Raw genomic sequence first — 25,424 nt, 5'->3', positions numbered from 1 at the left:
TATGATTCAGGACCCCTTTCGTTCGATGATTCGTTCGGAAGGGGTCCTGCGTTATCGCGACCTTCCGTGGCGCCGCACGCGCGATCCGTACATCATTTGGCTTTCTGAGGTCATGTTGCAGCAAACACAGGTGCCACGCGTGGAGACGCGTATGCCGGCGTGGCTCGATCGCTTTCCGACCGTGCAGGCGCTTGCCCAAGCCGCGCCTTCCGATGTTTTGGACGCTTGGCAGGGCATGGGCTACAACCGACGCGCTCTGGCGCTCCACAAGGCCGCTCAGCGCGTTGTGGAGGACTGGGACGGTGAGTTTCCGCGTGAGACGCGTGACTTGGTCGCTCTGCCTGGTATTGGCCCGGCAACGGCGCAAGGTATCCGGTCGTTTGCGTTTGACCTTCCAGGCGTGTATCTGGAGACCAACGTGCGCACGGTCTTTCTGCATCACTTCTTTCCCGATGTACCGGCTGTTCCCGACCGCGAGCTGGTGCCGCTGATTCAGGCGGCCTGTCCGGCGGCCCCCGGTGCGGCGACCGACGAGATCGCTCCCTTTGCCGTGCCGCTCGATGATGCCGACACGCCGCGCGCGTGGTATTACGCGTTGCTGGATTACGGCGCATATCTAAAAAAGACGTTGCCCAATCCGTCCAGGCGCTCGGCGGGCTATAGCCGTCAATCAAAGTTTGAGGGCTCACGTCGCCAAAAGCGCGCGCATATCGTGCGCATGTTGCTGGCAGCGCGCGATGGCCAACCGGCGGGGATTACGCTTGCTGATGCCGTGGTGGGCGTTAACGATATGGAAGCGGCGGCTGGGCGCGGGCCGGTCGAGCGCGAGCTTGTCGCGGGCATTCTGGCCGACCTGGAGCGTGAGGGCTTTTGCCGAGCCGAGGGCGATCGCTGGCTGAGCATCTAGCCCGTGCAAATCTGAAGAACAGGATTGTAAGGTTTAGATTTCCGACATGAGGGCATCCTAAAGACGAGGCCGCTCGAAGCCTACGGGCGGCATGCGTTGAAGGGAAGTACACCTATGGATTTTGAGAATTCCCAAACCAAGAAGAACCTCGAGACCGCTTTTGCCGGTGAGTCCCAGGCACACACCAAGTATCGCTACTATGCCTCCAAGGCAAAGAAGGACGGCTACGTTCAGATCTCGAACATCTTTGCCGAGACGGCTGGCAACGAGTCCGAGCACGCCAAACTGTGGTTTAAGTATCTGCACGATGGCGCCGTCCCCGATACCCTGGACAATCTGCGCGATGCCGCCGCGGGTGAGAACTACGAGTGGACCACGATGTATGACGAGTTTGCCAAGACCGCCGAGGAGGAGGGTTTTGCCGAGATCGCCGAGAAGTTCCGTGGTGTCGCCGCCGTCGAGAAGGCCCACGAGGAGCGCTACAACAAGCTCGTCGAGCGCATTGAGTCGGGCGAGGTGTTTGAGCGTGAGGGCGTAAAGGTGTGGAAGTGCCTGAACTGCGGGCACCTGCACGTTGGTGCCGAGGCGCCCGAGGTGTGCCCGGTGTGCAACCACCCGAAGGCGTACTTTGAGGAGCAGGTGGTGAACTACTAGCGCTTGGCGCTGGCTGCTGCGGAGCGCAGGGCGGGAGGCCGGATCGCCTTCCCTCCCCGCTCACGGCTCCGCAGGGTCGCGTTGAGGGAAGACGATCCGGCCTCCCGCCCTGCGCTCCGGCTTCGGGTCGTTGCGCGCTCGCTACAGAAAAGCTGATATTAAAGGTTGTGTGCCGCCCCTTTTTGGGACGGCACGTTTTTGTGGGGTCCCGGTCTCCACAATTTTCGTCAAGCTATTGGTTAGATTTTGGTCAGTTGGCGTAAGGGCGGAAGGCCAAAAGATTGTTGGCGAAAAAAGCTCAGAGAAAGTGCTGGTAGGGGAGTTGTTGAGCTTTTCGACAGCTTTTGAGCAAAAGAAACTTTGTGGCTATTGCCGGCGATTGCGTTGTCGCGGTCATGGCGGTGCGGGATGCTGGTCGTAAGCGTCGAATGCTCCGATTTTGGAGGCCAGCATGGATCTGTTTCTTGAGACTCCGCAGCAACAAGCTGAGCGCATGCTGCGTCAGCAGCAACGACTCATGGAGATACAAATGCAAGGGGCGGCAGTCCAGCCCTTTGCGCAAAATGTCGTGCCCGCTGCTGTACCTGCAGCTGTGCCCGGGTGTGAATCGGCGCCAGAGGCCTATTCCGTACAGCAAGATTCATATGCGCAGGAGCTCGCGTTCGACAAGCATCGTGCGCGTCGCCGTCGCTGGGCCCAGCGCCTGCGTACGTTGGCGATGATCGTGCTCATCCCGTTGGGGCTTGCGGCCATCTTTCTGGCGTCATATGCCCTCACGTGCATCCTCAACGGCGCATCGCCCAACGAGGTACTTCAGCACTTGGCAGCTCTCGGCCAGCGCCTAAGCGATGTCGTAACAACTATCCGCGCCGGCTGGGAGAGTTAGCGTTTTAGTACCTGTGGCCCAAAATCCATTTGTCCGATTGCCATGTGACGCCCGGTGCGTGTGGCGGGGTAAGATTGATCGCGGTTTTGATTGATGGTCGATTGAGTTTGTTGGGCGGAGACTATGTCTGCTATTGATATCGTGCTTGTTGTGATCGCCTTGGTGGCGGTGGGGGTTGCTGTGGCTTGTGCCCTGCAGCTCAAGGGCCTTCGCGCCGAGCTGCGGGAGCGTGGCGATAGCGGAACAGAGATGCTGGCTGCGCTCGAGCAGGCCAATAACGCGCTCGGCACCCTGAACGTCGCGTTGGCAGAAACCCGCCGCACAGCAAATGCCATCGCGCAGCAGCAGACGACCGATGCGGCCGTAGGGCAACAGCGTTACCTGACCATTGCGCGCGAGTTCTCGCAGGCCGGCGACCGTATGGATGACCTGCGCCGCGAGACGGCCCAACAGCTCGGCGCCAACCGCGAGGGTATCGAGCACCGCCTGGACAAGGTGCGCGAGACGGTCGATGCCCAGCTGGGCGCCATCCGCAAGGACAACAACGTGCAGCTCGACCAGATGCGCGCGACGGTGGACGAGAAGCTCTCCCGTACGCTCAACGATCGCCTGTCTGCATCGTTTAAGCAGGTGAGCGACCAGCTCGAGGCTGTGTACAAGGGTTTGGGCGATATGCAGTCCATTGCCACCGGCGTGGGCGACCTCAAGCGCGTGCTGGGCAATGTAAAAGCGCGCGGCATTTTGGGCGAGGTACAGCTGGGTGCAATCCTGGCGGACATCCTTACGCCCGACCAGTATCTGGAAAACGTCGCCACCAAGCCCGGCGCCTCGGAGCGCGTTGAGTTTGCCGTCAAGCTGCCGGTGGACGAGGGCGATCCCGTGCTGCTGCCGATCGACTCCAAATTCCCGGGCGACGCGTACGAGCATCTGCTCGACGCGCAAGAGTCGGGTGATGCCGAAGCTGTGGCCACCGCGCGCAAGACACTCGACGCTATGGTGAAACGCGAGGCAAAGGACATCTGCGAAAAGTACCTGAGCGTGCCCGCGACCACCAATTTTGGCATTATGTTCGTGCCGTTTGAGGGCCTGTACGCCGAGGTCGTCAGCCGCCCCGGGCTTATCGAGACCCTGGGCCGCGACTATCACGTCAACGTTGCCGGCCCCAGCACCATGGCGGCCATCCTCAACAGCCTGCAGATGAGCTACCAGACGTTTAAATTGCAAAAACGCACCGATGACGTGCTGCGCGTGCTCTCTGCCGTCAAGGCCGAGCTGCCGCGCTATCAGGCGGCGCTGCGCCGCGCCCAGCAGCAGATTGAGACCGCAGGAAAGACGGTCGAGGGCATCATCACCACGCGTACCAACGTTATGGAGCGCAAGCTCAAGGATATCGACGCGCTGGAAGACGCGCGGGAGGCCGACGAGATCTTGGGACTCACGTCTGCGGAGCTGCTCGCAGACCAAAAAGACGAGGACTAGCTGCATCTGACGGCGGGGCGCCTGCGCAAGCGCGGGACGCGGGCGCTTTTCGCGTTGCACTTGCCTGAAGTGCGCTTTAGTGTGCAACAATGGCGTTTCGCCCTATCAGACGCGAAAGGAAGCCCATGTCTCAGAGAAACACCAGTCCGCTCAAACGCTCCACCGTGCGCCGCACGCTGCGGCGTTTTTGGGACGTCACGCGCACGCAGCCGCTGATCGTCTTTCTCTCGGTGTTCTCGTCGGCGGGCTACATCTTTTTGCTCACGTTTGCCAACACCTACGTGATGGCCCTCATCGTCGACCGCGTCCAAGCGGGTTCCGTGGCGGGCGATCAAGTATTCGAGGTCTTTGGTCCCTACATTCTGGCGCTCGTGCTCGTTAACCTAGTGGGCCAGATCCTCTCCAAGCTGCAGGACTACACCGTCTACAAGCTCGAGATTGCGGGTAACTATCACTTGGCGCGCCTGTGCTTCGACACGCTCTCCAATCAATCCATGACATTTCACACCAGCCGCTTTGGCGGATCGCTCGTGAGCCAGACGAGTCGTTTTATGAGCGGCTATACGGGGCTGGTAGACGTGACGGTGTATTCGCTCATTCCCACCATCACCTCGGTTGTCTGCACGGTGGCGGCGCTCGCTCTGGTGGTGCCGACGTTTACCGTGATCCTGGTGGGCATCATGGTCGTCTACATTGCGTTTGTCTGGCTTATGTACAAGCGCATCATGCCGCTTTCGGCCGCGACGTCCGCCGCGCAGAACAAGCTGTCGGGCGTGCTGTCCGACGCGGTCACGAATATCCTGGCCGTCAAGACCTGTGGGCGCGAGGACTTTGAGCGCGACCTGTTCGATGCCGCCGACCGCGCCGCGCGCGACGCCGAAACGGTTTCGATGCACGCCATGATGCAGCGCAACTTTACGACCTCGGGCCTTATCGTCATCACCATGGCCGTGGTGAGTGTGTTCGTCGCGGGTGGCAACGCGTGGTTTGGCATTTCGGCCGGCGCGCTCGTCATGATCTTTACCTATACGTACAACCTCACCATGCGTCTGAACTACGTAAGCTCCATGATGCAGCGCATCAACCGCGCGCTGGGCGATGCGGCCGAGATGACGCGCGTGCTGGACGAGCCGCGTCTGGTGGCAGACGACGAGAACGCTCCCGAGCTTAAAGTGACCGAAGGTGCGATTGATTTTGAGCACCTGAGCTTTGCATACCGTGACGCCGCGGCGGGCGAGAACGTGTTCGACGACCTGACGCTTCACGTGGCGGCGGGCCAGCGCGTGGGCCTGGTGGGTAAATCGGGCTCGGGCAAGACGACGCTCACCAAGCTGCTGTTGCGCTTGGACGATGTGCAGGGCGGCCGCGTGCTCGTGGACGGCCAAGACGTCTCGCGCTGCACGCAGCAGAGCCTGCGCCGCCAGGTTGCCTACGTGCCGCAGGAGGCGCTGCTGTTCCATCGCTCCATTCGCGAGAATATCGCCTACGGCCGCCCCGACGTAACCGACGAGCAGATTCGCGAGGCCGCGCGCCTGGCCAATGCGACCGAGTTTATCGACCGCCTGCCCAACGGCTTTGACACCATGGTGGGCGAGCGCGGCGTCAAGCTTTCGGGCGGCCAACGTCAGCGCGTGGCCATCGCCCGCGCTATCCTGACCGACGCGCCGATCCTGGTGCTCGACGAGGCGACGTCTGCCCTCGACAGCGAGTCCGAGGCGCTGGTGCAGGAGGCGCTCGAGAACCTGATGCGCGGTCGCACCTCCATTGTGGTGGCGCATCGCCTGTCCACCGTGGCGGCGCTCGATCGCATCGTGGTGCTGGCGGACGGCGAGATTGTCGAGGACGGTACGCATGCGCAGCTTGTCGAGGCAGGCGGCGAGTATGCGAGCCTGTGGGGCCGCCAGACCGGCGCATTTTTGGAGGCTTAAGGCCCCCGTACGTGGGACAATCGTTTCCGTGAAGTTATGTTTCTGCCGAGCCGAGGAGTCGTTATGCCACGCGAGACCAATGCCGCCAAACGCGAGCGCGCCGTTGAGGTGTGCGAGCGCCTCAACCGTCGCTATGGCCCGGTTGAGTGCTTTTTGGACCACGAGAATCCCTTTAGGCTGCTCATCGCGGTGCTGCTCTCGGCGCAGACGACCGATGCACAGGTCAACAAGGTGACGCCGCGGCTGTTTGCCCAGTGGCCCACGCCCGAGGCCATGGCGGGGGCGATCGTGGCCGATGTGGCCGACACCATTAAGTCACTCGGCTTTTATAAGAGCAAGGCCAAGCACGCCGTGGAGGCCGCGCAGATGATCGTTGCCGATTACGGCGGCGAGGTGCCGGCCGACATGAAGGAGCTCGTCAAGCTACCGGGTGTGGGGCGCAAAACGGCGAACATCGTGCTCAACGTGGGGTTTGGCATTGTCGAGGGCATCGCGGTCGATACGCACGTCAACCGCATCGCGCACCGCCTGATGCTGAGCCCCAAGACGCATGCCAAAGAGCCGCTCAAGACCGAGCAAGATCTGCTCAAGATTTTGCCGCACGAGTATTGGGAGTCGGTCAACCACCAGTGGATCACCTTTGGCCGCGAGATCTGCGACGCTCGCAAACCTAAGTGCGACGAGTGCCCGCTGGCAGACCTTTGCCCCAGCGTACGGGTGAGCTAGGTTACAAGGGCAGGCCGCCACTCTTGCGTATCTCCGGGCGGTACAAATCGGGACGCGGCCGGTGACCACGGCGCTCGCTATGACTCCCGAAGCAAGAACTCTTCTGCCGGCACAACCGATGCCCCCTCGGTATCGTAGCGCTCGGAGCCGTGATATACGACGGCTCGGTCCTTTGCGGGAATGCCAAGTTCGGAACCAACAGAGCGTAGGTGTCGAGCGAATGTGTCGCGGTAGGTAGCGCCCGATTTGATTTCGAACGCCTGTGGGCGAGCCGGCTCTGTTAGATCGATAAGGTCGATCTCTCGTTTGCTGTCGTCGCGATAAAAGGCAAGCGTGGGCTCGAGGCCTCTGTTGAGGTATGCCTTCTGGCGTTCCGAGACAACGAGGTTTTCGAATATTTCCCCGCTTAGGGGGTGGTTCATGAGACTGCGCTCGTCTTGAATGCCAAGCAGATGGCAAAGTAGTCCCGTGTCGTAGAAGTACAATTTTGGCGCTTTGGTAAGCCGCTTGCGCATGTTTCCAGCATATGGTTGAAGCAGGAACACCAAATAGCTTGATTGCAGGATCGAAAGCCACGAGCTGATCGTCGCCGTGGCGACTCCCACATCAGCGGCGAGTCTTGATAGGTTGAGCAGCCCTCCCACGCAAGCCGCGCACAGCCCGATCATTTTTCTAAAGGAGCTCAGGTTGCGCACGTCGAGAAGGCCGCCCGCGTCGCGTTCCACATAGGTCATAAGGTAATTTTGGTAGAACATATCGGTGGGGATGCCCGCATCGTATATGCGCGGGTATCCCCCGCGAATCAGGTAGGTGTCAAGCGAGATTTGCGTGTCGCTGAGCTCCTGGTAGGAGAGAGGCAGGAGTTTGAGCATGCCGACGCGCCCGGCAAGCGATTGCTGGATGTTGTGCATGAGCAAAAAGTTTTGCGAGCCGGACAATACATACTGGCCGGTCTTTCCGCGTTCGTCGGAGGCGACCTGAATCATGCTGAACAGCTCCGGTGCATATTGGGCCTCGTCGATGATCAGATGATCGGGGCGCCTGCTGATAAAGCCGACGGGGTCATCGAGTGCGGCGCGACGGACTTCCGGGTTCTCGAGGTTGAGATATTCATATTCAGGAAAAACGGCCTTGATGAGAGTTGACTTGCCGCTTTGGCGTGGCCCCGTAAGCGAGACGACGGGAAACCATTCTGACATGTCGCGTAGCTTCTGGGCCATGGTTCGCTCAATCATTTTTAACGCCCTTCGTGTCTAGCATCGCATGCTCGTAGGCATGCTTTTGGTTCGAAAGTCTCGTACCGAGTTTGTCGGTATTTGCCGGGTTGCGTGGCAGGTCTTTGGGATTTGCCACATCGGCAAGGCAAAAAAACCATAATTACTAACTAGAAGTTACCACAACTGTAAAGTAGGAATTGCCATAATTGCAAAGTAATACAGGTAGAAGCTGGTAATTGGTGCTGTCCGATCAGGCTGTTTTGTGCCGAGGGCGTTCAGGCATGCGCGTTTTGGGGTAGCTGTTTGGCGTGCGCTGGCGTGTCCATCTCATGCGCTACCATGACAGGCAATGAAATCCGCCGCATACCCGCCGAGCTTGCCCCGGCGGGCTTTTGGCGTTGCAATGCCGGAGGAACAGCATGCTCATTCACCGTATAGCCGCGCAGCTCTACACTGCCGAGGCACTGCAGACCGTCGAGGCCGGACTCGATGCTGGCGAGGACGTGACGCTGGCTGTGTCGCAGTCGGGCCGCACGCTTATGGCGGCCGCCCAGTTTGCGCGTCGTCCGCGCCCGACGGTCTATATCGTGAGTGGCGAGGATGCGGCTGATCGCGCCGCGCGTAGCCTTGCCGCCTACGTGGGCCTGGCACACGTGTGCCGCTTTCCCGAGCGCAAGGACTATCCGTGGCGCGAACAGGCGCCCGACGACGCCGTGGTGGCGCAGCGCTGCGAGGCTCTGGGGCGCATCGTGCGCGGCGACAACTGCATTATGGTCGCCTCGGCCCGCGCACTGCTGCGCTGCGTGCCGCCGGTCGAGAGCCGCTACTGGGAGTCCACGACCTTTGCGGTGGGCGAGGAGATCCCTTTTGACGAGGTGCCGCAGCGCCTGGTGGGCATGGGCTACACCAATGCCGGCGCCGCCGATGCACCCGGCCTGTTCCGCGTGCACGGTGACACCGTCGAGGTGTTTCCCGCACAGGAAAAGGCGCCCGTGCGCATCGAGTTTTTCGGCGACGAGATCGACCGTATCCGCCGCATGGTGAGTTCCACGGGCCAGACCATCGGCAACGAGGACAGCATCGAGATCTTCCCCTGTCGCGAGCTCGCACTCACCGACGACGCCGTCCACAACATGCATGTGGCGCTCTATCGTGCCAGCCAGGACGACAGCAAACTGGCGGCGCTGCTCGAGATGGTGGATGCGCGCATCGTCACGCCCGAGCTCGACCGCTTTTTGCCGGTGATGTACGGCCAGACCGTGAGCCCGCTGTCGCATGTGAGCGGCAAGGCGCTCGTGGTGCTGTCCGAGCCGCGCTCGCTGTTCGACGATTGCCTGCGCGCCTACGAGGATATCGAGGCACGTGCCGGCGAGGCGGGGGTCGACCGTCTGGACGGCCTGTACGTGCGTGCCCAGCAACTCGACTTTGGTGCCCAGCAGCGCCTTAACTACGTGAGCTTGATCCGTGCCGGCGGTGCGGTGACGGCAGAGCTCAAGATTGAGCAGCCGGCCATCGCGGGCTCGGACAATCGCTTTATGACGCGCATCCAGGAGGTCGTGGGCAAGCGCTATGCCTGCGTATTTGCCATCCCCGACCGCGGTGCGCGCGAGTCGATGGAGCTCACCTTTGGCGATGAGGGTATTACCTTTGAGGAGTCGCTGACGGCCGCGCCCGAAAACGCGGGCGCTATTGGCGACCGTGTGCGCGTGGCAGCGGCAGATTCTGCCGATCGTGCTGTCCGCCAGGATGCTCATGCTGCAATTCGCGAACGCAAGGCCGACGCGCTCAACGCCCGCTCGCTCGAGGCAGGTGCCGCCCAGGCTGCCGCCGGTGCCGCCGTGCCCACCATCTCGCGCGGACGCGTGACCTTTGTCGATGCCGCCTTGCCGCAGGGCGTGGTGGTGCCCGATGCCAACCTGGCCGTGTTCTCGATTGCCGACCTCAACGCTCGCATGGACGCCAACCGCGCCCGCAGCCGCCGCAAGGTCGATATTACGCAGATCACCTTCCCCTTTAAGCCAGGCGACTACGTAGTGCATGCAACGCATGGCATCGCGCTCTTTAGCGAGATCGCGCGCCAGGAAGTGGGCGGCAAGGAGCGCGACTACTTTTTGCTGGAATATGCCGACGGCGACAAGCTCTACGTGCCGCTGGAACAGGTTGACCGCATTACGCGCTACGTTGGTCCCGACGGCGATAAGCCGCGCCTGACCAGGCTCAACACCGCCGACTGGACGCGTGCCACCAACAAGGCGCGCAAGAATGCCAAAAAGCTGGCGTTTGACCTGGTCGATCTGTATACGCGCCGCTCTTCGATTACCGGTATCGCCTGCCCACCCGACACGCCCGAGCAGATTGAGATGGAGGAGAGCTTCCCTTACGACGAGACGCGCGACCAGCTGGAGGCCATCGCCGACATTAAGGCGGACATGGAGGCGCCCAAGCCCATGGACCGCCTGCTGTGCGGCGACGTGGGCTTTGGCAAGACCGAGGTCGCCCTGCGCGCAGCGTTTAAGTGCGTGGACTCCGGTCGCCAGGTCATGGTGCTCTGCCCCACGACCATTCTGGCCCAACAGCACTACGAGACATTCTTTGAGCGCTTTGCCCCGTTTGGCCTGGAGGTCGAGGTGCTCAGCCGCTTCCGCACGCCGGCGCAGCAAAAGCGCGCGCTCAAGGCGTTTGCCGAGGGCACGATTGATGTGCTGATCGGCACGCACCGCCTGCTTTCGGCCGATGTGAACCCCAAAAACCTGGGCCTGGTGATCATTGACGAGGAACAACGCTTTGGCGTGCAGCACAAGGAGCAGCTCAAGAACCTGCGCGAGCAGATTGACGTGCTCACGCTTTCGGCAACGCCCATCCCGCGTACCATGCAGATGGCCACGAGCGGCGTGCGCGATATGAGCCTGATCACCACGCCGCCGACCGGGCGTCGTCCCGTGATCGTGCACGTGGGGGAGTACGACCCCGACGTGGTGAGCGCGGCGATTCGCCTGGAGGTGGGCCGCGGCGGTCAGGTGTACTACGTGTCCAACCGCGTCAAGACCATCGACGACGCCGTGGCGCGCGTGCACGAGGCCGCGCCCGAGGCGCGCGTGGGCGTGGCACACGGCAAGATGAGCCCGCGCGAGGTCGAGGACGTGATGATCGAGTTCGCGACCAAAAAGATCGACGTGCTCATCGCCACGACCATCGTGGAGAGCGGCATCGACAACGCGACCGCCAACACGTTGATCATCGAGGATTCGCAGCGCCTGGGCCTGGCACAGCTCTACCAGCTTAAGGGCCGTGTGGGCCGCTCAGCCACGCAGGCATACGCGTACTTTATGTTCCCCGGCGAGCTGCCGCTTACCGAGGGGGCCACGGCACGCCTGACCGCGCTTTCCGAGTTCCAAGACCTGGGCAGCGGTATGCGCATCGCCATGCGCGACCTGGAGATCCGTGGTGCCGGTTCGCTCATGGGCGCCGAGCAGCACGGCAACCTGTCGAGCGTGGGCTTCGACCTGTTTACGCAGATGCTAGGTCAGGCCGTGGCCGAGGCGCGCGGCGATGACGATGCCGGCGTGGAGGCGGCGAGCGTGGGCATCAACCTGCCGGCCGACTACTTCTTGTCCGAGGAGTACATGCCGGCGGTGGATCAGCGCGTGCTCGTGTACCGCAAACTCGCGGCGGCTGAGGACCTGGAGAGTGTCGACGAGGTGCAGGAGGAGACCGAGGCCGCGCACGGTCAGCTGCCGTTGGCGGGACTCAACCTGTTCAACCGCGCGCGCATCCGTATCCGCGGCGAGCGCTTGGGGCTCGAGAGCGTCACGCTCAGCGGCGGACGCATCATGTTTTTGGGTGTCGACGTGCCCAAGAAGGTGGCCTTTGAGCTTAAGACCCGCTACGGCGCGGTGAACTTCCCCAAGAGCCGCAAGCTGTCGGTGCCCTACAAGGCGGGCGCCGGCGCGGGCAGCGGCCTGGGTCGCGGCCTCGACGCCAACGACGGCACCGGCCCCGTGGCAGCCGCCCTCATGCTGCTGCAGCAATTGGGTGCAAGCGACGACGACTGATGGGTCGACGCTGCAAACGCTCCATTTGGGCAATCTGACTCCATCGAAAGGAAAGCATGTTCGGGTACATCTATAAGAAAGATGCCGCTGCTATCGCGGTCATCTTGGCCTTTTGTCTGGGCGTGGGCAGCTTCTTCGATTATCAGATTTCGAGCGCGCTGTTCAACATCGGCAGCATGTACGGCCGCTTTATCGAGGCCGCCGGCGAGCTGCCGTTTGAGCTGACGGCGAGCGTCGCGGGCGTTATGCTCGTGCGCGCGGTGCGTCCCGACTCCAGGGGGAGCAAATGGCTCGCCGTGCTCGGCATCCTCGTCAACGTGGGCCTGACCGGCTACGAGATCGTCTCGTCCCTGAAGGTTGGCGGCAAACTCATCGCTGTCCAGTTGGTGCTGACGTTTGTGCTGGTCATCGCTGCCAACCTTGTCGTCTATCGCCTCACGCGCGACACCGACTCCGACGAGCTCGCGCGCTGGGCGCTGATGGTGCTTGCCGTGTGGGTCGCTCAGGCCATCATCCTCAACGTGGTTGTCAAGCCGCTGTGGTCGCGCCCGCGCATGCGCGTGATCGAGGTCACGCCGGGGCTCAATTTTCAGCCGTGGTGGGTAATCGGCAACCCCGACAAGTGGGCCTATATCGCCGCCGGCGTAATCAAGGACGGCTTTAAGTCGTTCGCGAGCGGGCACACCGCGCATGCGGCAATCGGCCTTATGCTTGCGGGGCTTCCCGCGGCGGCCTTTACGGAAAAGCCTTCGCGTCGTCGCGTGGTCTTTTGGGTGGCGGCGGCCGTCGCGGCGCTCGTCGCCTTTGGCCGTATCGTGATCGGTGCACACTTTTTGACTGACGTGAGCTGCGGCTTTGCCCTGGTGTTGGCACTTGAGTGCCTTGCCGCGCGCGTTGCCTATCCTCACGGCGTACAATAGCCCCGTTTGAATCATCTGGACGATACCTGGTAAGAGAGGATTGCCATGCTCGCGTTCAACAACGACTATTCCCACGGCGCACACCCGGCGGTACTGCAGGCGCTCGTCGACACCAACATGGAGCCGCAGCCCGGCTACGGCACCGATGCGCATACCGAGCGCGCCAAGCAGCTGATCCGCGAGGCCTGTCAGGCTCCCGATGCCGACGTATTTTTGCTGGTGGGCGGCACGCAGACCAACGCGACGGTGATTGACATGCTGCTCGCGCCGTACGAGGGCGTGGTTGCCGCCGAGACCGGCCACGTTGCCTGCCACGAGGCGGGCGCCATCGAGTTTGGCGGCCACAAGGTGCTCACCATTCCCGGCTACGAGGGCAAGATGCACGCCGAGGATCTCGAAAACTATATCCAGGTGTTCTACGAAAACGAGAGCTGCGAGCACATGGTGTTTCCGGGCGCCGTGTACGTGAGCCTGTCGACCGAGTACGGCACGCTGTACTCCAAGGCCGAGCTGGCCGAGATTTATGCGGTGTGCCAGAAGCGCGAGATTCCGCTGTTTGTGGATGGCGCCCGCCTGGCCTATGCGCTGGCAGCCGATGAGTGCGACATTACCCTGCCCGAGCTGGCGCAGCTGTGCGACGTGTTCTACATCGGCGGCACCAAGTGCGGCGCCCTGTGCGGCGAGGCCGTGGTGTTTTGCGGCATGCACGCTCCGGCGCATCCCATTCCGCGCATTAAGCAGCACGGTGCGTTGCTGGCCAAGGGTCGCCTGACGGGCGTGCAGTTTGAGGCACTCTTTACCGACGGCCTGTATTTTGAGATTGGTCGCCAGGCGATTGAGACCGCTCAGGCGCTGCGTCGCGTGCTGCACGAGCGCGGCTACCAGTTCTTTTTGGAGACGCCCACAAACCAGCAGTTCGTGATTCTGCCCAACGAGGACATGGCCCGCATTCGCGAGCATGCGGCGATCGAATACTGGGAAAAGTACGACGAGACCCACACGGTGGTGCGCTTTTGCACCAGCTGGGCCACGACGCAGGAGGATATCGACGCGTTGGCGGCTGTCCTGTAGCCTGATGTAATGACGAGAGGCCGCCTTGCGCTGGGTTTGGCGCAGGGCGGCCTTTACTTTTGAGGGAGAGGGGTTGTATGCCCGAGATGTCCGAGCCGACGATTCGCCTGGCGACGCCCGATGATGCGCCGGCGCTGCTTGCCATCTATGAGCCGTATGTGCGCCAGACGGCGATTACCTGCGAATACGAGGTGCCGAGCGTTGAGGAGTTCACCGGGCGTATCGAGCGTACACTCAAGCGCTATCCGTATCTGGTGATGGAGCTGGATGGGCGCCCAGTGGGCTATGCCTATGTGAGCCCGCTTAACAGCCGCGAGGCATACGACTGGTCGGTCGAGACGTCGATCTATCTGGCGCGCGACGTGCGCCACGGCGGGCTGGGCCGCAAGCTGCATGATGCGCTCAAGCAGTGCCTGATCGCGATGGGCATCACCAACATGTGCGCCCTCATCGCAGTGCCGCACGACAAGGACGACGAATACCTGACGCACAACAGTCAGGATTTCCATGCCCATATGGGGTATCGCCTGGTGGGCGCCTTCGACCGCTGCGCCCAAAAGTTCGGTCGCTGGTACGACATGTGCTGGATGGAGCTGGTTCTAGCCGAGCGCGTCCCCAACCAGCCCAAACCAACCTGGTTTCCCGACCTCCCCAAACCTACCATTTAGGGACAGGTTTATTTCGGCAGGTTTTATCTGGGCAAACGTTGCAAGCCGCTGCGAAGGATGCGGATACCTTCGCGGCGGCTTTTGTTTTGGGTGTGTATGACCAAGGCGATTGACCTGCGGATGCAGCAAAGCTCCAGATAAAACCGACCAAACTAGACCTGTCCCTTTTTGGCAGGTTTTTGGCTGTCTTGTGGCATCAAATCGCCGCAAGAAGCACGGCGTTCGTATGCTATTTTGACCTGAATCGTCCCCTCGGGACGCCTTGCGAGCTAAGTGAGTAGACTTTTTGGCGCAGGGCGAGCACAAAGCGCATCTGCCTTACTAAAACCGCAGGTCACAGAGATGGCTGTTTTGGGTGTGCTCGGCAGATCGCGAAAAGTCTACTCACTTAGGTTTACGGTGCTGGATATTCTGGACAGGAACAGTTGAGCTTGGACGGCGTGCGTTGCCAGGCGATGCTGGCATTTGCGCCATGCTGGTTTGAGATTTTATAAAAACCGCAGGTAAAACGTATATTAGGTGCATTTTGCCTGGTTTGGCGCGCTAGCCGATGGGCTCGGTGTATTTGGCGCGGTCGGTGCGTTGGATGCGCTTGGAGATGTGCAGCGGGCGGCCGTCGGTGTCGTAGACGTAGTCGGTGATCAGGATCAGCGCCTGCCCGCGCTCGACGTTGAGCAAAAACGCCTCGTTTTGCGAGGCATAGCACACCTCAAAGGTCTTGTGCCCCTGTGCCGGCGCGCGATGGAATTCTTGGCGCAGCGTGGCGTAGAGCGAACCGTTGATATCGCGGTCGATGAGTGCCTCGAAGCTTGGCGGCAGATAGGTGGTCTCCAGGCACAGCGGCGCATCGTCCAGATAACGCAGACGGACAAGTTTGACGAGCTTGCTGCCCACGGCGGCGTCAAAGAACTTAGCTATGCTGCCGGCCGCCTTGGCAAAGCCCGAGTCCACGGTGCGCGTGGTGGGCTTCATGCCCTGGCCTTCGACCTGCTTGGTATAGCTCGAAAACATCAGGTTGTTCTCGTGGAGCGCGGGCGTGTCGGCCACAAAGGCGCCACGCCCGCGCTCGGTGCGCACCAGGCCCTCATCAACGAGCACCTTAAGGGCGTGGCGCACGGTGCTGCGCGACAGACCCGATTCGTCCATGAGTTCCATCTCGGACGGCAGCTTGTCTTCGCGTGCGTAGGTGCCGGCGGCGATGCGGTCACGCAGCGTACCCGCCAGACGCTCGTATTGGGCCAAGTTCTTTTTTGACGAAGTGCTCATGCGAATAACCTGTATCTAACTTATATGCTTACTGAACCAAGCATGTATCCAACATGACAACAAAACCGCTGGTAATGGATTGCCGAAAACTTTACCAGCAAAATTTCTAAGACAAATATAGCATACAACTAGTCGACATAACCAAAACATGTATGTAACTTGTATGCCATCGAGAGCATCAAACGAGAAGAAAGGCTGATGCACGATGACTACTCAGGAACAGGTTAAGGACGTCGTCTCCCAGGTTTTGGCTGACAAGGCGGACAAGGGCGGCATCAAGCGCGTCGTGTGGATCGGCGCTGGCGGATCCAACGGCGGCAACTATCCTGCCCAGTACTTTATGGAGCACGAGGCCACGCAGGTCGTGAGCTCCAGCTACACCAGCAACGAGTTCGTGCACGCCACCCCGGCCTACGTCAACGAGAACACCCTGGCCGTCGTCGTGTCCATGCGCGGCACCAAAGAGACCATCGTCGCCGCCCAGGTCGCCAAGGATCACGGCGCCAGCACCATCGCCATCTATGTCGACGAGTCCGGCCTCACCGAAGTCTGCGACTACAAGATCCAGTATGACAGCCTGGCCGTCGATGAGTCCTGCATGGGCCGCACCAACTCCGCCGTCGTGACCATGATCGCCATGGAGCTTACGCAGCAGACCGAGGGCTATGCCGAGTACGAGACCGCTATGGCCGCCTTCGGCCTGGTCGATCCCATCTATCGCAAGGCCGTCGAGTACACCCGTCCGCTCGCTGCCAAGTGGGCCGAGCAGAACGCCGACAAGCCCTGCATCAACGTCATGGCTCAGGGTCCGCTCTTTGGCGCCGCCTATGTCTTTAGCATCTGCAACGTGCAGGAGATGCTGCAGATCGACTCCTGCACCATCAACACCTGCGACTTCTTTCACGGCCCCTTCGAGATCCTGGACAAGCGCACCTCGCTGTTCCAGCTCATCAGCGTCGGCCGCAGCCGCTGCAACGACGAGCGCGGCATCCGCTTTGTCAACCAGTACGGTGGCGAGCGCGTCTATCAGCTCGACGCCAAGGAGCTCGGCCTCAACGACATCAAGGACAGCGTGAGCGAGTACTTCAACCACCTGATCTTTGCCCCGATCCTCAACAACGTGTACATGCGTGCACTCTCTGCCGTTACCCACAAGGACTACATGACGCGCCGCTACATGTGGAAGCTTGATTATTAGTTACGGCGTTTTACCAAACGCCGTAACCGGCCGACGCTGCAAACCCGCCAGAGCGGCAATCTGCCTTTCAGCTTCGGCGGCATGACCAGAAGGTCAATGCCGCCTCACTTCAAGGCACCTTGCTCGCTCTGGCGGGTTTTCGCTGACATTGCCAAAACATCGACGATACCGTGGCTGGCGGGACACTCCCTTTGTCTAGAGATTTCCCGTTTGCCGATTTGTGCCTTGAAAAATGTATATAACGACTATAACGTAGTGTGAAACATATTGGAAACAATACCGAGGAGGCTGCGTTGAAGAAAAGCAATCTGGGCTATGTGCTGGTGCTGATCGCCGCGCTTATGTGGGGCAGCATCGGAATCTTTGTAAACGGCATCTCGGCCATGGGCGTTACGTCCCAGAGTATGGCTGCCTTTCGCTTGTTGTCGGGTGCCGTCTTAATGGCTCCGGTCTTGGCATTCATGGGTTGCCAGGGAGGTGCTCGTGAGGGAAAGGCATCGGGTCCCCTGGCACTGTTCAAGGCAAGCCCTAAAGAGCTTGTTCCCTGCGCGCTTGTCGGTATCGTCGGTTTGGCCGCCGCCAACACCTGCTATTACGAGTGCATGGGCGAGGTGGGCATGTCCACGGCCTCGGTGCTGCTCTACACCTCGCCGGTGTTTGGCGTCATGCTCGGCCGCGTGCTTTATCGCGAGGATGTGACTCCCAACAAGCTCGTTGCCATTGTCTTTAACATCGTAGGCTGCGTGCTTGCAGTGACCAATGGCGACCTTTCCGGTTTTCATTTTTCGGTTTGGGGCGTCACGTCGGGCGTGATTGCAGGCCTTTGTGGTGCGTCGCTCGCGGTGTTTAGCCGAATAGCAACCAAGACGGTCCACCCGCTGGCTGTCACGTTTTGGGGCTTTGTTTTTGGCGGTGCGGTTATGGCAGCTATCGCGGCTCCGTGGCCGGATGTCGCCGCGGCAATGTCGCCACAGCTGCTGCTGCTGTTCCTTGGCTTTGGACTCATCCCCACAGCCGTTGCTTACATCTTATATATGCAGGGTCTGTCCATGGGGCTCGAGACATCGAAAGTTCCCGTCGTAATGTCTTTCGAGACGGTCGTCACCGTACTGGTGGGCATTGGTGTCTACGCCGAGCCCGCCGGCGCGATTAAAGTCCTGGGCATCGTGTTGGTGCTCGCGTCCATCCTGATTATGAACACCGACTTCTCCAAGCTGCGCAACAGTGTGTTTGTCGGTCATGTCATTGAGAGCATGACCTTTAAGCCCAACGCGTGGTGGACCGAAAAATCTCAGGACATGGATCTGTTTAAGGAACGCACCGGCATTGCGCTGGAACCCACCGTACAGGAAAGCCCCTGGTACTTCGTGCGATAGGGGATTGCGCGCAGGGTCTGACCTGGGGTTATCCCGCCAGTGCCGGCCTGCCCAGCCCCAACGTTTCGAGTACGTTAAACCCGTCAACGGTCGATTTTCACCCGCGAACGGTCTTTATACTAATTAGCAATATAAGCAACGTATAAGACGTTATAATGACCATAACGAAAAGGAGGAGGCAAGATGAATCAGATCATTCTCGCATCTCATGGCGGCCTGGCCGCAGGCGCCAAAGACACGCTCGAGATGGTTCTCGGCGACGTGTCGAACGTCCACGTCGTGTCGCTTGCTCGTGACGACAAGGAGCCCATCACCAATAAGGTTGAGGCTATGATCGCCACGTTCAACGCGGACGACACCGTCTATGTGCTGACCGATATGCTCGGCAGCTCGGTCAACAACAACATGGTCGAGCTTTCCAAGAACGGCACGAAGTTCACGGTTGTCAGCGGTTTCAACATCCCGCTGGCGCTCACGCTCGCTATGAGCCCCGTCCCCGTCAAGGGCGCCGAGCTCGCGGCCCTCATCAACGAGGCCCGCACCGGTCTGACCAACCCCAACGCACCGGTCGAGGCCGCCGCGGCTCCCGCCAAGAAGGCCAAGGCGTCCCGTCACAGCTCCGGTCCCGCCAAGATCGTCCTCGCACGTCTTGACTACCGTCTGCTGCACGGCCAGGTCGTCTTTACCTGGACCACCAAGGTTCAGGCCGAGCGCATCATCGTCGTCGACAACGCTGCCGCCAACGATGACATCAAGAAGGGCGCTCTTAAGCTGGCCAAGCCCCAGGGCGTGCGCCTGAACGTCTTCACCGTCGAGCGTGCCCTCGCCAAGATGGACAAGCTCAACACCCTCGGCGAGCGCGTCATGTTCGTCTTTGGCAACACTGCCGAGATGCTGCAGTTCTGCCAGGGCTACAAGCTCGACGCCATCAACCTGGGCGCCACCGCCAACCACGACGGTGCCGATCAGATCGGCGGCAAGGACAGCTCCGTCTTCCTCGACGCCACCCAGAAGGCCGACGTCAACCAGCTGCTCGACATGGGTATCAAGCTCTATGTCCAGCAGACCCCTACGTATCAGAGCGTCGACATCGACGCCAAGCTGTAATCAACCAGGCTTTTGCCTGACTGAAAGGAGAAGGGTATGAATACGTTCATCAGTGCGGTGCTCGTCGGCCTCGTCGGCGTGTTCTGCATGTGGGACTCCCGCCTGCTCGGTCGTCTTAACTTCGAGCAGCCCCTCGTTGGCGCTACGCTCGTCGGTCTGCTGCTGGGTGATGTGCCCACCGGCCTTGCCGTCGGTGCCGCCGTCGAGCTCGTGTCCATGGGCCTGGTGCAGGTCGGCGCCGCCGTTCCGCCCGATATGGTCCTGGGCGGCATCGTGGCCGCTGCCTTTGCGTGCCTGACCGATGCTTCCGCCGAGACCGCCATGACGATCGCCATCCCGGTCGCCGTCTTGGGTCAGCTCCTCGGCATCGTGTTCCGTTCCATCATCGCCGCCCTCACCCATGTGGCCGATAGCGCGATCGATAACGGTAACTTCAAGACCGCCTACCGTATGCACATCTGCGCCGGCTCCGGTCTGTACGCCATCATGTACTTCCTGCCGATCTTCCTGGCCGTCTTTGTTGGCACCGACCTGGTTCAGGCCATCGTCAACATGGTTCCCGAGTGGCTGTCCGTTGGTCTGAACGTTTCGACCAAGATCATGACCGCCTACGGTCTGGCTCTGCTGCTCACCATGATGATCAAGAAGGGTATGACCCCGTTCCTGTTCATCGGTTTCCTGCTCGCCGCCTACCTCAACCTGTCCGTCATCGCGGTCGCCCTGATCGGTGTGTGCCTGGCTATCGTCTTCATGGGCTTCAAGTTCAATGGCTCCCATGCAACCGCCGGTGTCGATTCCGACTACGATCCGCTCGAAGACGACGAAGACTAAGGAGGAACACACTATGGCAACCGCAACCAAGGACGTGTCCCTGAACAAGAAGGTCAGCCAGTTCTTCTGGCGCTCCTGGGCCATCCAGGCCTCTTGGAACTACGAGCGTCAGATGAACATGGGCTTCCTCTACGGCATGGTTCCCACGCTCGACCGCCTCTATCCGGACGAGTCCGACCCCAAGCAGCTCGCTGCTAAGAAAGAGGCTTACCACCGTCACATGGCGTTCTACAACTGCACCCCGCAGACGAGCGCTTTTGTCCTAGGTCTCGCCGCCTCCATGGAGGAGGAGTACGCCAAGGATCCCGAGAACTTCGATCCCGATTCGATCAACGCGGTCAAGACCTCCCTCATGGGTCCGCTTTCCGGCATCGGTGACTCCCTCTTCCAGGGCACCATCCGCGTTATCGCCTTTGGCCTGGGCGTTCAGCTGGCTCAGCAGGGCTCCATCATGGGCCCGATCCTGGCCATGCTCATCTCCATCGTCCCCTCTGTGCTGATCACTTGGTTCGCAGCCAAGATGGGCTATCAGGGCGGCCACGAGTACCTGAGCAAGCTTCAGGGCGGCGACCTCATGGAAAAGCTCATGTATGTCTGCGGCATCGTAGGTCTTATGTCCGTGGGCGGCATGATCGCCACGCTGATCGGCGCCACCACCCCGCTGCAGTTCGCTGACGGCACCGTCGTGATCCAGGACATCCTGGACGGCATGATGCCCCAGATGATCTCCCTCGGCCTCACCGGCCTTATGTACTGGCTCATCAAGAAGAACGTCAACACCGGTTGGCTTCTCGTGATCGCCATCGTGGGCGGCATCGCCCTCTCCGCGGCCGGCATCCTGGCCTAGTCGCGACCAAGCGCCTAACCGCTTTCCCCCGGGGGCCTGCCTGGCATCCCATACCCCAGGCAGGCTTCCATCCCTAGATGTGTCAAAGGGGCAGTTCCTTTGACACATCCTCAACGGGCCGGCGACTCGGTCCAAACCACGGTAACCCTGCGAGCGCCCGGCAATGTGGCGCCGCAAAAAATCGAAAGGAATGTGTCAGATGTACGAGATCGACCTTAACCTCCCTAAGCAGATCGTCGCTGACGTCCTGTCCAACCACGAGATCCACAGCGTCGCCTTCGTCGGCTGCGGTGCTTCCATGTCCGACCTTTACCCTGCCAAGTACTTCCTGGCCAACAACACGGACAAGCTGAACGTTCAGATCTTCACCGCTAACGAGTTCAACTACGACACGCCTTCCTGGGTCAACGAGCACACCTTCGTGATCACCTGCTCCCTCGGTGGCTCCACGCCCGAGACCGTCGAGGCCAACAAGACCGCCAAGAAGCACAACTGCCCGGTCGTCTCCCTCACCAACAAGGCTGGCTCCGCTCTGACCGTCGACGCCGACCACGTCATCGTCCACGGCTTCCACGCCAACTACGCTGCCAAGTGCGAGAAGCCCGGCTACGCCATCGCTCTTGCTGTCGAGATCCTTCAGCAGACCGAGGGCTATGACCACTACGAGGACATGATCACCGGCCTCACCAACGTCTTCGAGCTCTGCGAGAACGCCGCTCAGTCCGCCAAGGGCCTCGCCAAGCAGTTCGCCCAGGACTTCAAGGACGACGAGATGATCTACTTCATGGCCTCCGGTGCCTCCGAGAAGATGGCTTATTCTCACGCCGCCTTCCTGTTCACCGAGATGCAGTGGATCGACGCCGCCGCCTACAACACCGGCGAGTACTTCCACGGCCCGTTCGAGGTTTCCACCGAGGGTAAGCCCTACGTCTTCTTCATGTCCGATGGTGCCACCCGTCCGATGGACGCCCGCGCCCTCACCTTCCTTAAGCGCATGGGCGCCAAGGTCGCTCTGATCGACTCCAAGGACTACGGTCTGGCCGACGCCGTGCCGGCAAGCGTCGTCACCTACTTCAACCCGCTGCTGCACCTCGCCGTTATGCGCGAGTACGGCAACCAGATCGCCGAGGCCCGTCAGCACCCGCTGACCATGCGTCGCTACATGTGGAAGCTTTCCTACTAATCACAAGTAAGTAGACCTTACGGGTTGATTGAGAGGGGATGGGGTTTGCGCCCCGTCCCCTTTTTTGCTCTGGGGAGGGCGCGCCCTCGCGCCGCAAAACCCCAGATAAAACCTACCAAAATAAACCTGTCCCTTTTTGGCAGGTGGGAGGAGATGCGTATGATCAAGGCAGTGCTGTTTGATATGGACGGCGTGCTGGTCGATACCGAGTGGTTCTATAACCGTCGCCGCGTGGCGTTTATGGAGGAGAAGGGGTTCCACTTTGACGAGATCCCCGATCTTTCGGGGTCTAACGAGCCTGCCATTTGGAAGTCGCTGGTGCCCGACGATATTGAGCTGCGCGAGCGCCTGCGTGTGGAGTACAAGCAGGTCTACAGCCCGGACCACCCCGTTCCGTATGCCGAGCTGCTCAACGAGCAGACGGAGCCGGTGATGCGTGAGCTGCATGAGCGTGGCGTGAAGTGTGCCATCGCGAGCTCGTCCTATCGCGAGTTGATCGACGAGCTGGTGGAGATTGCCGGTATCGGCGACGTGCTGGACTACACCATCAGCGGTCACGAGTGCAGTGCGTTTAAGCCCGACCCCGAGATCTACCTGCGTGCCATGGAGGCGCTGGATGTTGAGCCGTCCGAGTGTCTGGTTATCGAGGACTCGCCGTTGGGCATCGAGGCCGGCAAGCGCTCCGGCGCCCGCGTCCTGGCACTGCGTCCGCACGAGGGCGTCAACCTGGATCAGTCCGCCGCTGATGCCATCATCGATAGCCTCGCCGACATTCTGACCGCTTTATAGCGTCAATTCGCTACGAGAAGTACCGATTCACGCGTCTATTGCGGCAGATCGGCTCATTTTGGCTTCGATTTGATCCGTTTGGCTCCGACTCAGACTAAGTGAGTAGACTTTTCGGCTCAGGCAGAGCACAAAGCGAATCTGCCTTAGTAAAACTGCAGGTCACAGAGGTGGCTGTTTTGGGTGTGCTCGACAGGTCGCGAATAGTCTACTCACTTAGATTTTGGGCTCTTTGGTTGGGGAGATGCTGGCTCGTTTTGGTTGTCGAGAGCGGGTGAATTGAAGCGCCCTTTCGCGCTCCATGCTACAATCGCCGACATGCCCCACAACTACATCTGCCCTCGAAAGGAGCCTACGTGGCGAACGCCATCGATCAGCTCACGGACCGCGTGCTCGTGCTCGGCCGCCTCACCATCGTTCGTCGCGCCATTACTGCCGTGGCGGTCACGATTTCCGCCGTTCTTCAGACATTTTTGATCCAGGCGTTCATTCGCCCCGCCGACCTGCTTCCGAGCGGCCTCACCGGCGTCGCGGTCCTGCTCGATCGCGTTACCTCGCTCGGCGGCGTTCATATCGACATCTCGCTCGGCATGCTCGCGCTCAACATCCCCGTGGCGCTTCTGTGCTGGAGCGGCATCAGCAGGCGCTTCGTCATCTTCTCGATGATGCAGGTCGTGCTTTCGTCGCTGTTCCTCAACATCTTTCACTTCGCACCGTTTTTGGGCGACAAGATCATGCTTATCATTTTTGGCGGCGTGGTCTCGGGCCTGGGCGCTGCCATTGCGCTTAAGTCCGGCGCATCCACCGGCGGTACCGACTTTATCGCGCTGTGGGTTTCCAACCACACGGGCAAGACCATCTGGGGCGTCATCTTTGGCTTTAACTGTTTTATCCTGGCGATCTTCGGCTTTATGTTTGGCTGGGACAATGCGGCGTATTCTATCGTGTTCCAGTTTATTTCGACCAAGACCATCGACAGCTTCTACCGCCGCTATGACCGCGTAACGCTGCAGATCACGACGCGCAAGGCCGACGAGGTCATGAACGCCTATATCGACCATTTTCAGCACGGCATCAGCTGCGCCGAGGTCGTTGGCGGATACAGCCGCGAAAAGATGTACCTGCTGCACGCCGTTGTCTCGACCTACGAGAGCCAGGATATTATCAAGCTGGTGTGCGACGTGGATCCCGGCGCGGTAATCAATGTGTTCCACACGCTCAACTTTGTGGGCGGCTGGTGGGGCGGTCATGTCGACGAGCCCATGCCCACAGCCGTTCCCGATCCCGACAAGCCCGCGCGCATGGCCAGCAGGCAGGCCCGTCTGCACGATCAGGAAAGCTTGCAGCAGGACGACGGCAAGTAAGGATTTGTTGTATGTGGTGTATCGTTTTATCAAACTGAGGTAACATATAACAAGACGTTATATACGTATTAGTTATTTCGCTATTTTGATAAGAGTGATCAGATATGCCAGCGCCCAAAAATGCACCGCTTTACCAGCAGATTTACGACGAGATCAAGGACGCGATTGAGAAAGGTGTTTATGCACCAAAGGAGCGCATTCCATCTGAGCTTGAGCTTGCCGAACAGTACGAGGTGAGCCGCATTACGGTGCGCCGCGCCGTCGAGGAACTGTGTTCCGACGGCTATCTGGTTAAGCAGCAGGGCCGCGGCACCTTTGTCTCCACGCCGCACATCAACCGCCAGTTCCACGCCTCGACGCTGCAGACGTTCACCGAGCTTTGCGCCGATAACGGCATGAAGGCGGGCGCGCATGTGATCGATTGCCAGATTGTGCCAGCGCGCCAAAACGAGATGGAATTCTTTGGTCTGCAGAAGGATGCGCTGCTGCTGCATATTAAGCGCGTGCGCACGGCCGACGGCGAGCCCATCTTTGAGGAAAACATCTTTGTGCCGTTTGATGCATACCGCGAGCTGTTGACGGCCGATCTTGAGGACAAGTCGATTTTTGCCGAGGTCGAGCGTGTTGGCGGAACACCGATCGTCTCGGTTGGCTACCGTACGGTCGAGGCCGTTCGTGCCAACGCCGAGCAGGCCACCGAGCTGGGCATTGCCCCGCACGATCCGCTGCTCAACCTGCGTGCCGGCTTTATCGGCCCCAATGGCGAGCCGGTCCTGATGGGTAAGCAGTACTACGTGGGCAGCCGCTACGTCATGGTCATGTAGGTTACGCGGTTTTACCAAATCGCGTAACGGCTCGACGCTGCAAGCCCGCCAGAGCGGCAATCTGCCTTTCAACTTCGGCGGCATGATCAGAAGTTTTGGTCCGTCGTTCTAACGAACGACGGACCGGTCGACGC

At 60.5% G+C, this 25,424-nt stretch carries 21 protein-coding genes; 19 read left to right on the top strand and 2 right to left on the bottom strand.

Annotated features, from left to right (window positions below; translation table 11 throughout):
• The first annotated feature begins 1 nt into the window (after nt 1).
• From DXC79_RS00710 to nth, 6 genes are all read left to right on the top strand, one after another.
• Nucleotides 2-907, top strand: a complete 906-nt coding sequence (locus DXC79_RS00710) for an adenine glycosylase (protein ID WP_117634426.1) — start codon at nt 2-4, stop codon at nt 905-907.
• A 114-nt stretch (nt 908-1,021) separates the two neighbouring features.
• Nucleotides 1,022-1,561: a rubrerythrin gene (rbr, locus tag DXC79_RS00705; RefSeq protein WP_117634424.1), complete on the top strand. Its 540-nt coding sequence runs from the start codon at nt 1,022-1,024 to the stop codon at nt 1,559-1,561.
• A gap of 451 nt (nt 1,562-2,012) precedes the next feature.
• On the top strand, nt 2,013-2,447 hold the full coding sequence (locus DXC79_RS00700; protein WP_117634422.1) for a hypothetical protein: 435 nt from the start codon (nt 2,013-2,015) through the stop codon (nt 2,445-2,447).
• 123 nt (nt 2,448-2,570) lie between these two features.
• A complete protein-coding gene (locus DXC79_RS00695; RefSeq protein WP_117634420.1) occupies nt 2,571-3,926 on the top strand; it encodes a DNA recombination protein RmuC in 1,356 nt (451 codons plus the stop codon).
• 125 nt (nt 3,927-4,051) lie between these two features.
• Nucleotides 4,052-5,854, top strand: coding sequence for an ABC transporter ATP-binding protein (locus tag DXC79_RS00690; protein ID WP_117634418.1), 1,803 nt, complete (start codon nt 4,052-4,054; stop codon nt 5,852-5,854).
• A gap of 63 nt (nt 5,855-5,917) precedes the next feature.
• A complete protein-coding gene (nth, locus tag DXC79_RS00685; RefSeq protein ID WP_117634416.1) occupies nt 5,918-6,580 on the top strand; it encodes an endonuclease III in 663 nt (220 codons plus the stop codon).
• Nucleotides 6,581-6,657: 77 nt separating this feature from the next.
• Here nth and DXC79_RS00680 read toward each other — a convergent pair whose 3' ends face one another.
• Complete coding sequence (locus DXC79_RS00680) at nt 6,658-7,800, bottom strand: ATP-binding protein (protein WP_233502904.1); 1,143 nt, start codon at nt 7,798-7,800, stop codon at nt 6,658-6,660.
• Nucleotides 7,801-8,216: 416 nt separating this feature from the next.
• Here DXC79_RS00680 and mfd point away from each other — a divergent pair, with 416 nt between their 5' ends.
• The 4 genes from mfd to DXC79_RS00660 all read left to right on the top strand — a co-directional run bounded on the left by mfd (nt 8,217) and on the right by DXC79_RS00660 (nt 14,508).
• Nucleotides 8,217-11,849 (top strand): transcription-repair coupling factor, encoded by a 3,633-nt coding sequence (gene mfd / locus DXC79_RS00675; protein ID WP_117634412.1) that lies wholly within the window; start codon nt 8,217-8,219, stop codon nt 11,847-11,849.
• Nucleotides 11,850-11,905: 56 nt separating this feature from the next.
• On the top strand, nt 11,906-12,769 hold the full coding sequence (locus DXC79_RS00670) for a phosphatase PAP2 family protein (RefSeq protein WP_117634410.1): 864 nt from the start codon (nt 11,906-11,908) through the stop codon (nt 12,767-12,769).
• A 45-nt stretch (nt 12,770-12,814) separates the two neighbouring features.
• Nucleotides 12,815-13,840, top strand: a complete 1,026-nt coding sequence (locus tag DXC79_RS00665) for a low specificity L-threonine aldolase (RefSeq protein WP_117634408.1) — start codon at nt 12,815-12,817, stop codon at nt 13,838-13,840.
• Nucleotides 13,841-13,917: 77 nt separating this feature from the next.
• Nucleotides 13,918-14,508, top strand: a complete 591-nt coding sequence (locus DXC79_RS00660; RefSeq protein WP_117634406.1) for a GNAT family N-acetyltransferase — start codon at nt 13,918-13,920, stop codon at nt 14,506-14,508.
• A 543-nt stretch (nt 14,509-15,051) separates the two neighbouring features.
• Here the strand turns inward: DXC79_RS00660 and DXC79_RS00655 are convergent.
• Entirely contained in the window at nt 15,052-15,774 is a 723-nt protein-coding gene (locus DXC79_RS00655) for a GntR family transcriptional regulator (protein WP_117634403.1), read from the bottom strand.
• Nucleotides 15,775-15,979: 205 nt separating this feature from the next.
• Between DXC79_RS00655 and DXC79_RS00650 the strand changes: the two genes are divergently transcribed.
• The 9 genes from DXC79_RS00650 (at nt 15,980) to DXC79_RS00610 (ending at nt 25,290) form a co-directional block, all read left to right on the top strand.
• The gene (locus tag DXC79_RS00650; RefSeq protein WP_117634401.1) at nt 15,980-16,972 is read left to right on the top strand and encodes an SIS domain-containing protein; all 993 of its coding nucleotides are present in this window, start codon (nt 15,980-15,982) and stop codon (nt 16,970-16,972) included.
• 293 nt (nt 16,973-17,265) lie between these two features.
• Complete coding sequence (locus tag DXC79_RS00645; RefSeq protein ID WP_117634399.1) at nt 17,266-18,348, top strand: DMT family transporter; 1,083 nt, start codon at nt 17,266-17,268, stop codon at nt 18,346-18,348.
• Nucleotides 18,349-18,531: 183 nt separating this feature from the next.
• Nucleotides 18,532-19,455 (top strand): PTS mannose/fructose/sorbose transporter subunit IIAB, encoded by a 924-nt coding sequence (locus tag DXC79_RS00640; RefSeq protein WP_117634397.1) that lies wholly within the window; start codon nt 18,532-18,534, stop codon nt 19,453-19,455.
• A 36-nt stretch (nt 19,456-19,491) separates the two neighbouring features.
• Nucleotides 19,492-20,286: a PTS sugar transporter subunit IIC gene (locus DXC79_RS00635; RefSeq protein ID WP_117634395.1), complete on the top strand. Its 795-nt coding sequence runs from the start codon at nt 19,492-19,494 to the stop codon at nt 20,284-20,286.
• 13 nt (nt 20,287-20,299) lie between these two features.
• Nucleotides 20,300-21,133: a PTS system mannose/fructose/sorbose family transporter subunit IID gene (locus DXC79_RS00630; RefSeq protein ID WP_117629034.1), complete on the top strand. Its 834-nt coding sequence runs from the start codon at nt 20,300-20,302 to the stop codon at nt 21,131-21,133.
• 199 nt (nt 21,134-21,332) lie between these two features.
• Nucleotides 21,333-22,316, top strand: coding sequence for an SIS domain-containing protein (locus tag DXC79_RS00625; RefSeq protein ID WP_233502903.1), 984 nt, complete (start codon nt 21,333-21,335; stop codon nt 22,314-22,316).
• Between the two features lie 159 nt (nt 22,317-22,475).
• Complete coding sequence (locus DXC79_RS00620) at nt 22,476-23,105, top strand: HAD family phosphatase (RefSeq protein WP_158550931.1); 630 nt, start codon at nt 22,476-22,478, stop codon at nt 23,103-23,105.
• 353 nt (nt 23,106-23,458) lie between these two features.
• Nucleotides 23,459-24,466, top strand: a complete 1,008-nt coding sequence (locus DXC79_RS00615; RefSeq protein WP_117634389.1) for a YitT family protein — start codon at nt 23,459-23,461, stop codon at nt 24,464-24,466.
• A 104-nt stretch (nt 24,467-24,570) separates the two neighbouring features.
• Nucleotides 24,571-25,290: a GntR family transcriptional regulator gene (locus DXC79_RS00610; protein ID WP_117634387.1), complete on the top strand. Its 720-nt coding sequence runs from the start codon at nt 24,571-24,573 to the stop codon at nt 25,288-25,290.
• Nucleotides 25,291-25,424: the final 134 nt, after the last annotated feature.

Origin of the sequence: Collinsella sp. TF08-11AT (assembly GCF_003437035.1) — a bacterium.
Classification (GTDB): Bacteria; Actinomycetota; Coriobacteriia; order Coriobacteriales; family Coriobacteriaceae; genus Collinsella.
Note: the sequence above shows the minus strand (reverse complement) of the source record. Positions and strands in the feature narration are given on the sequence as shown.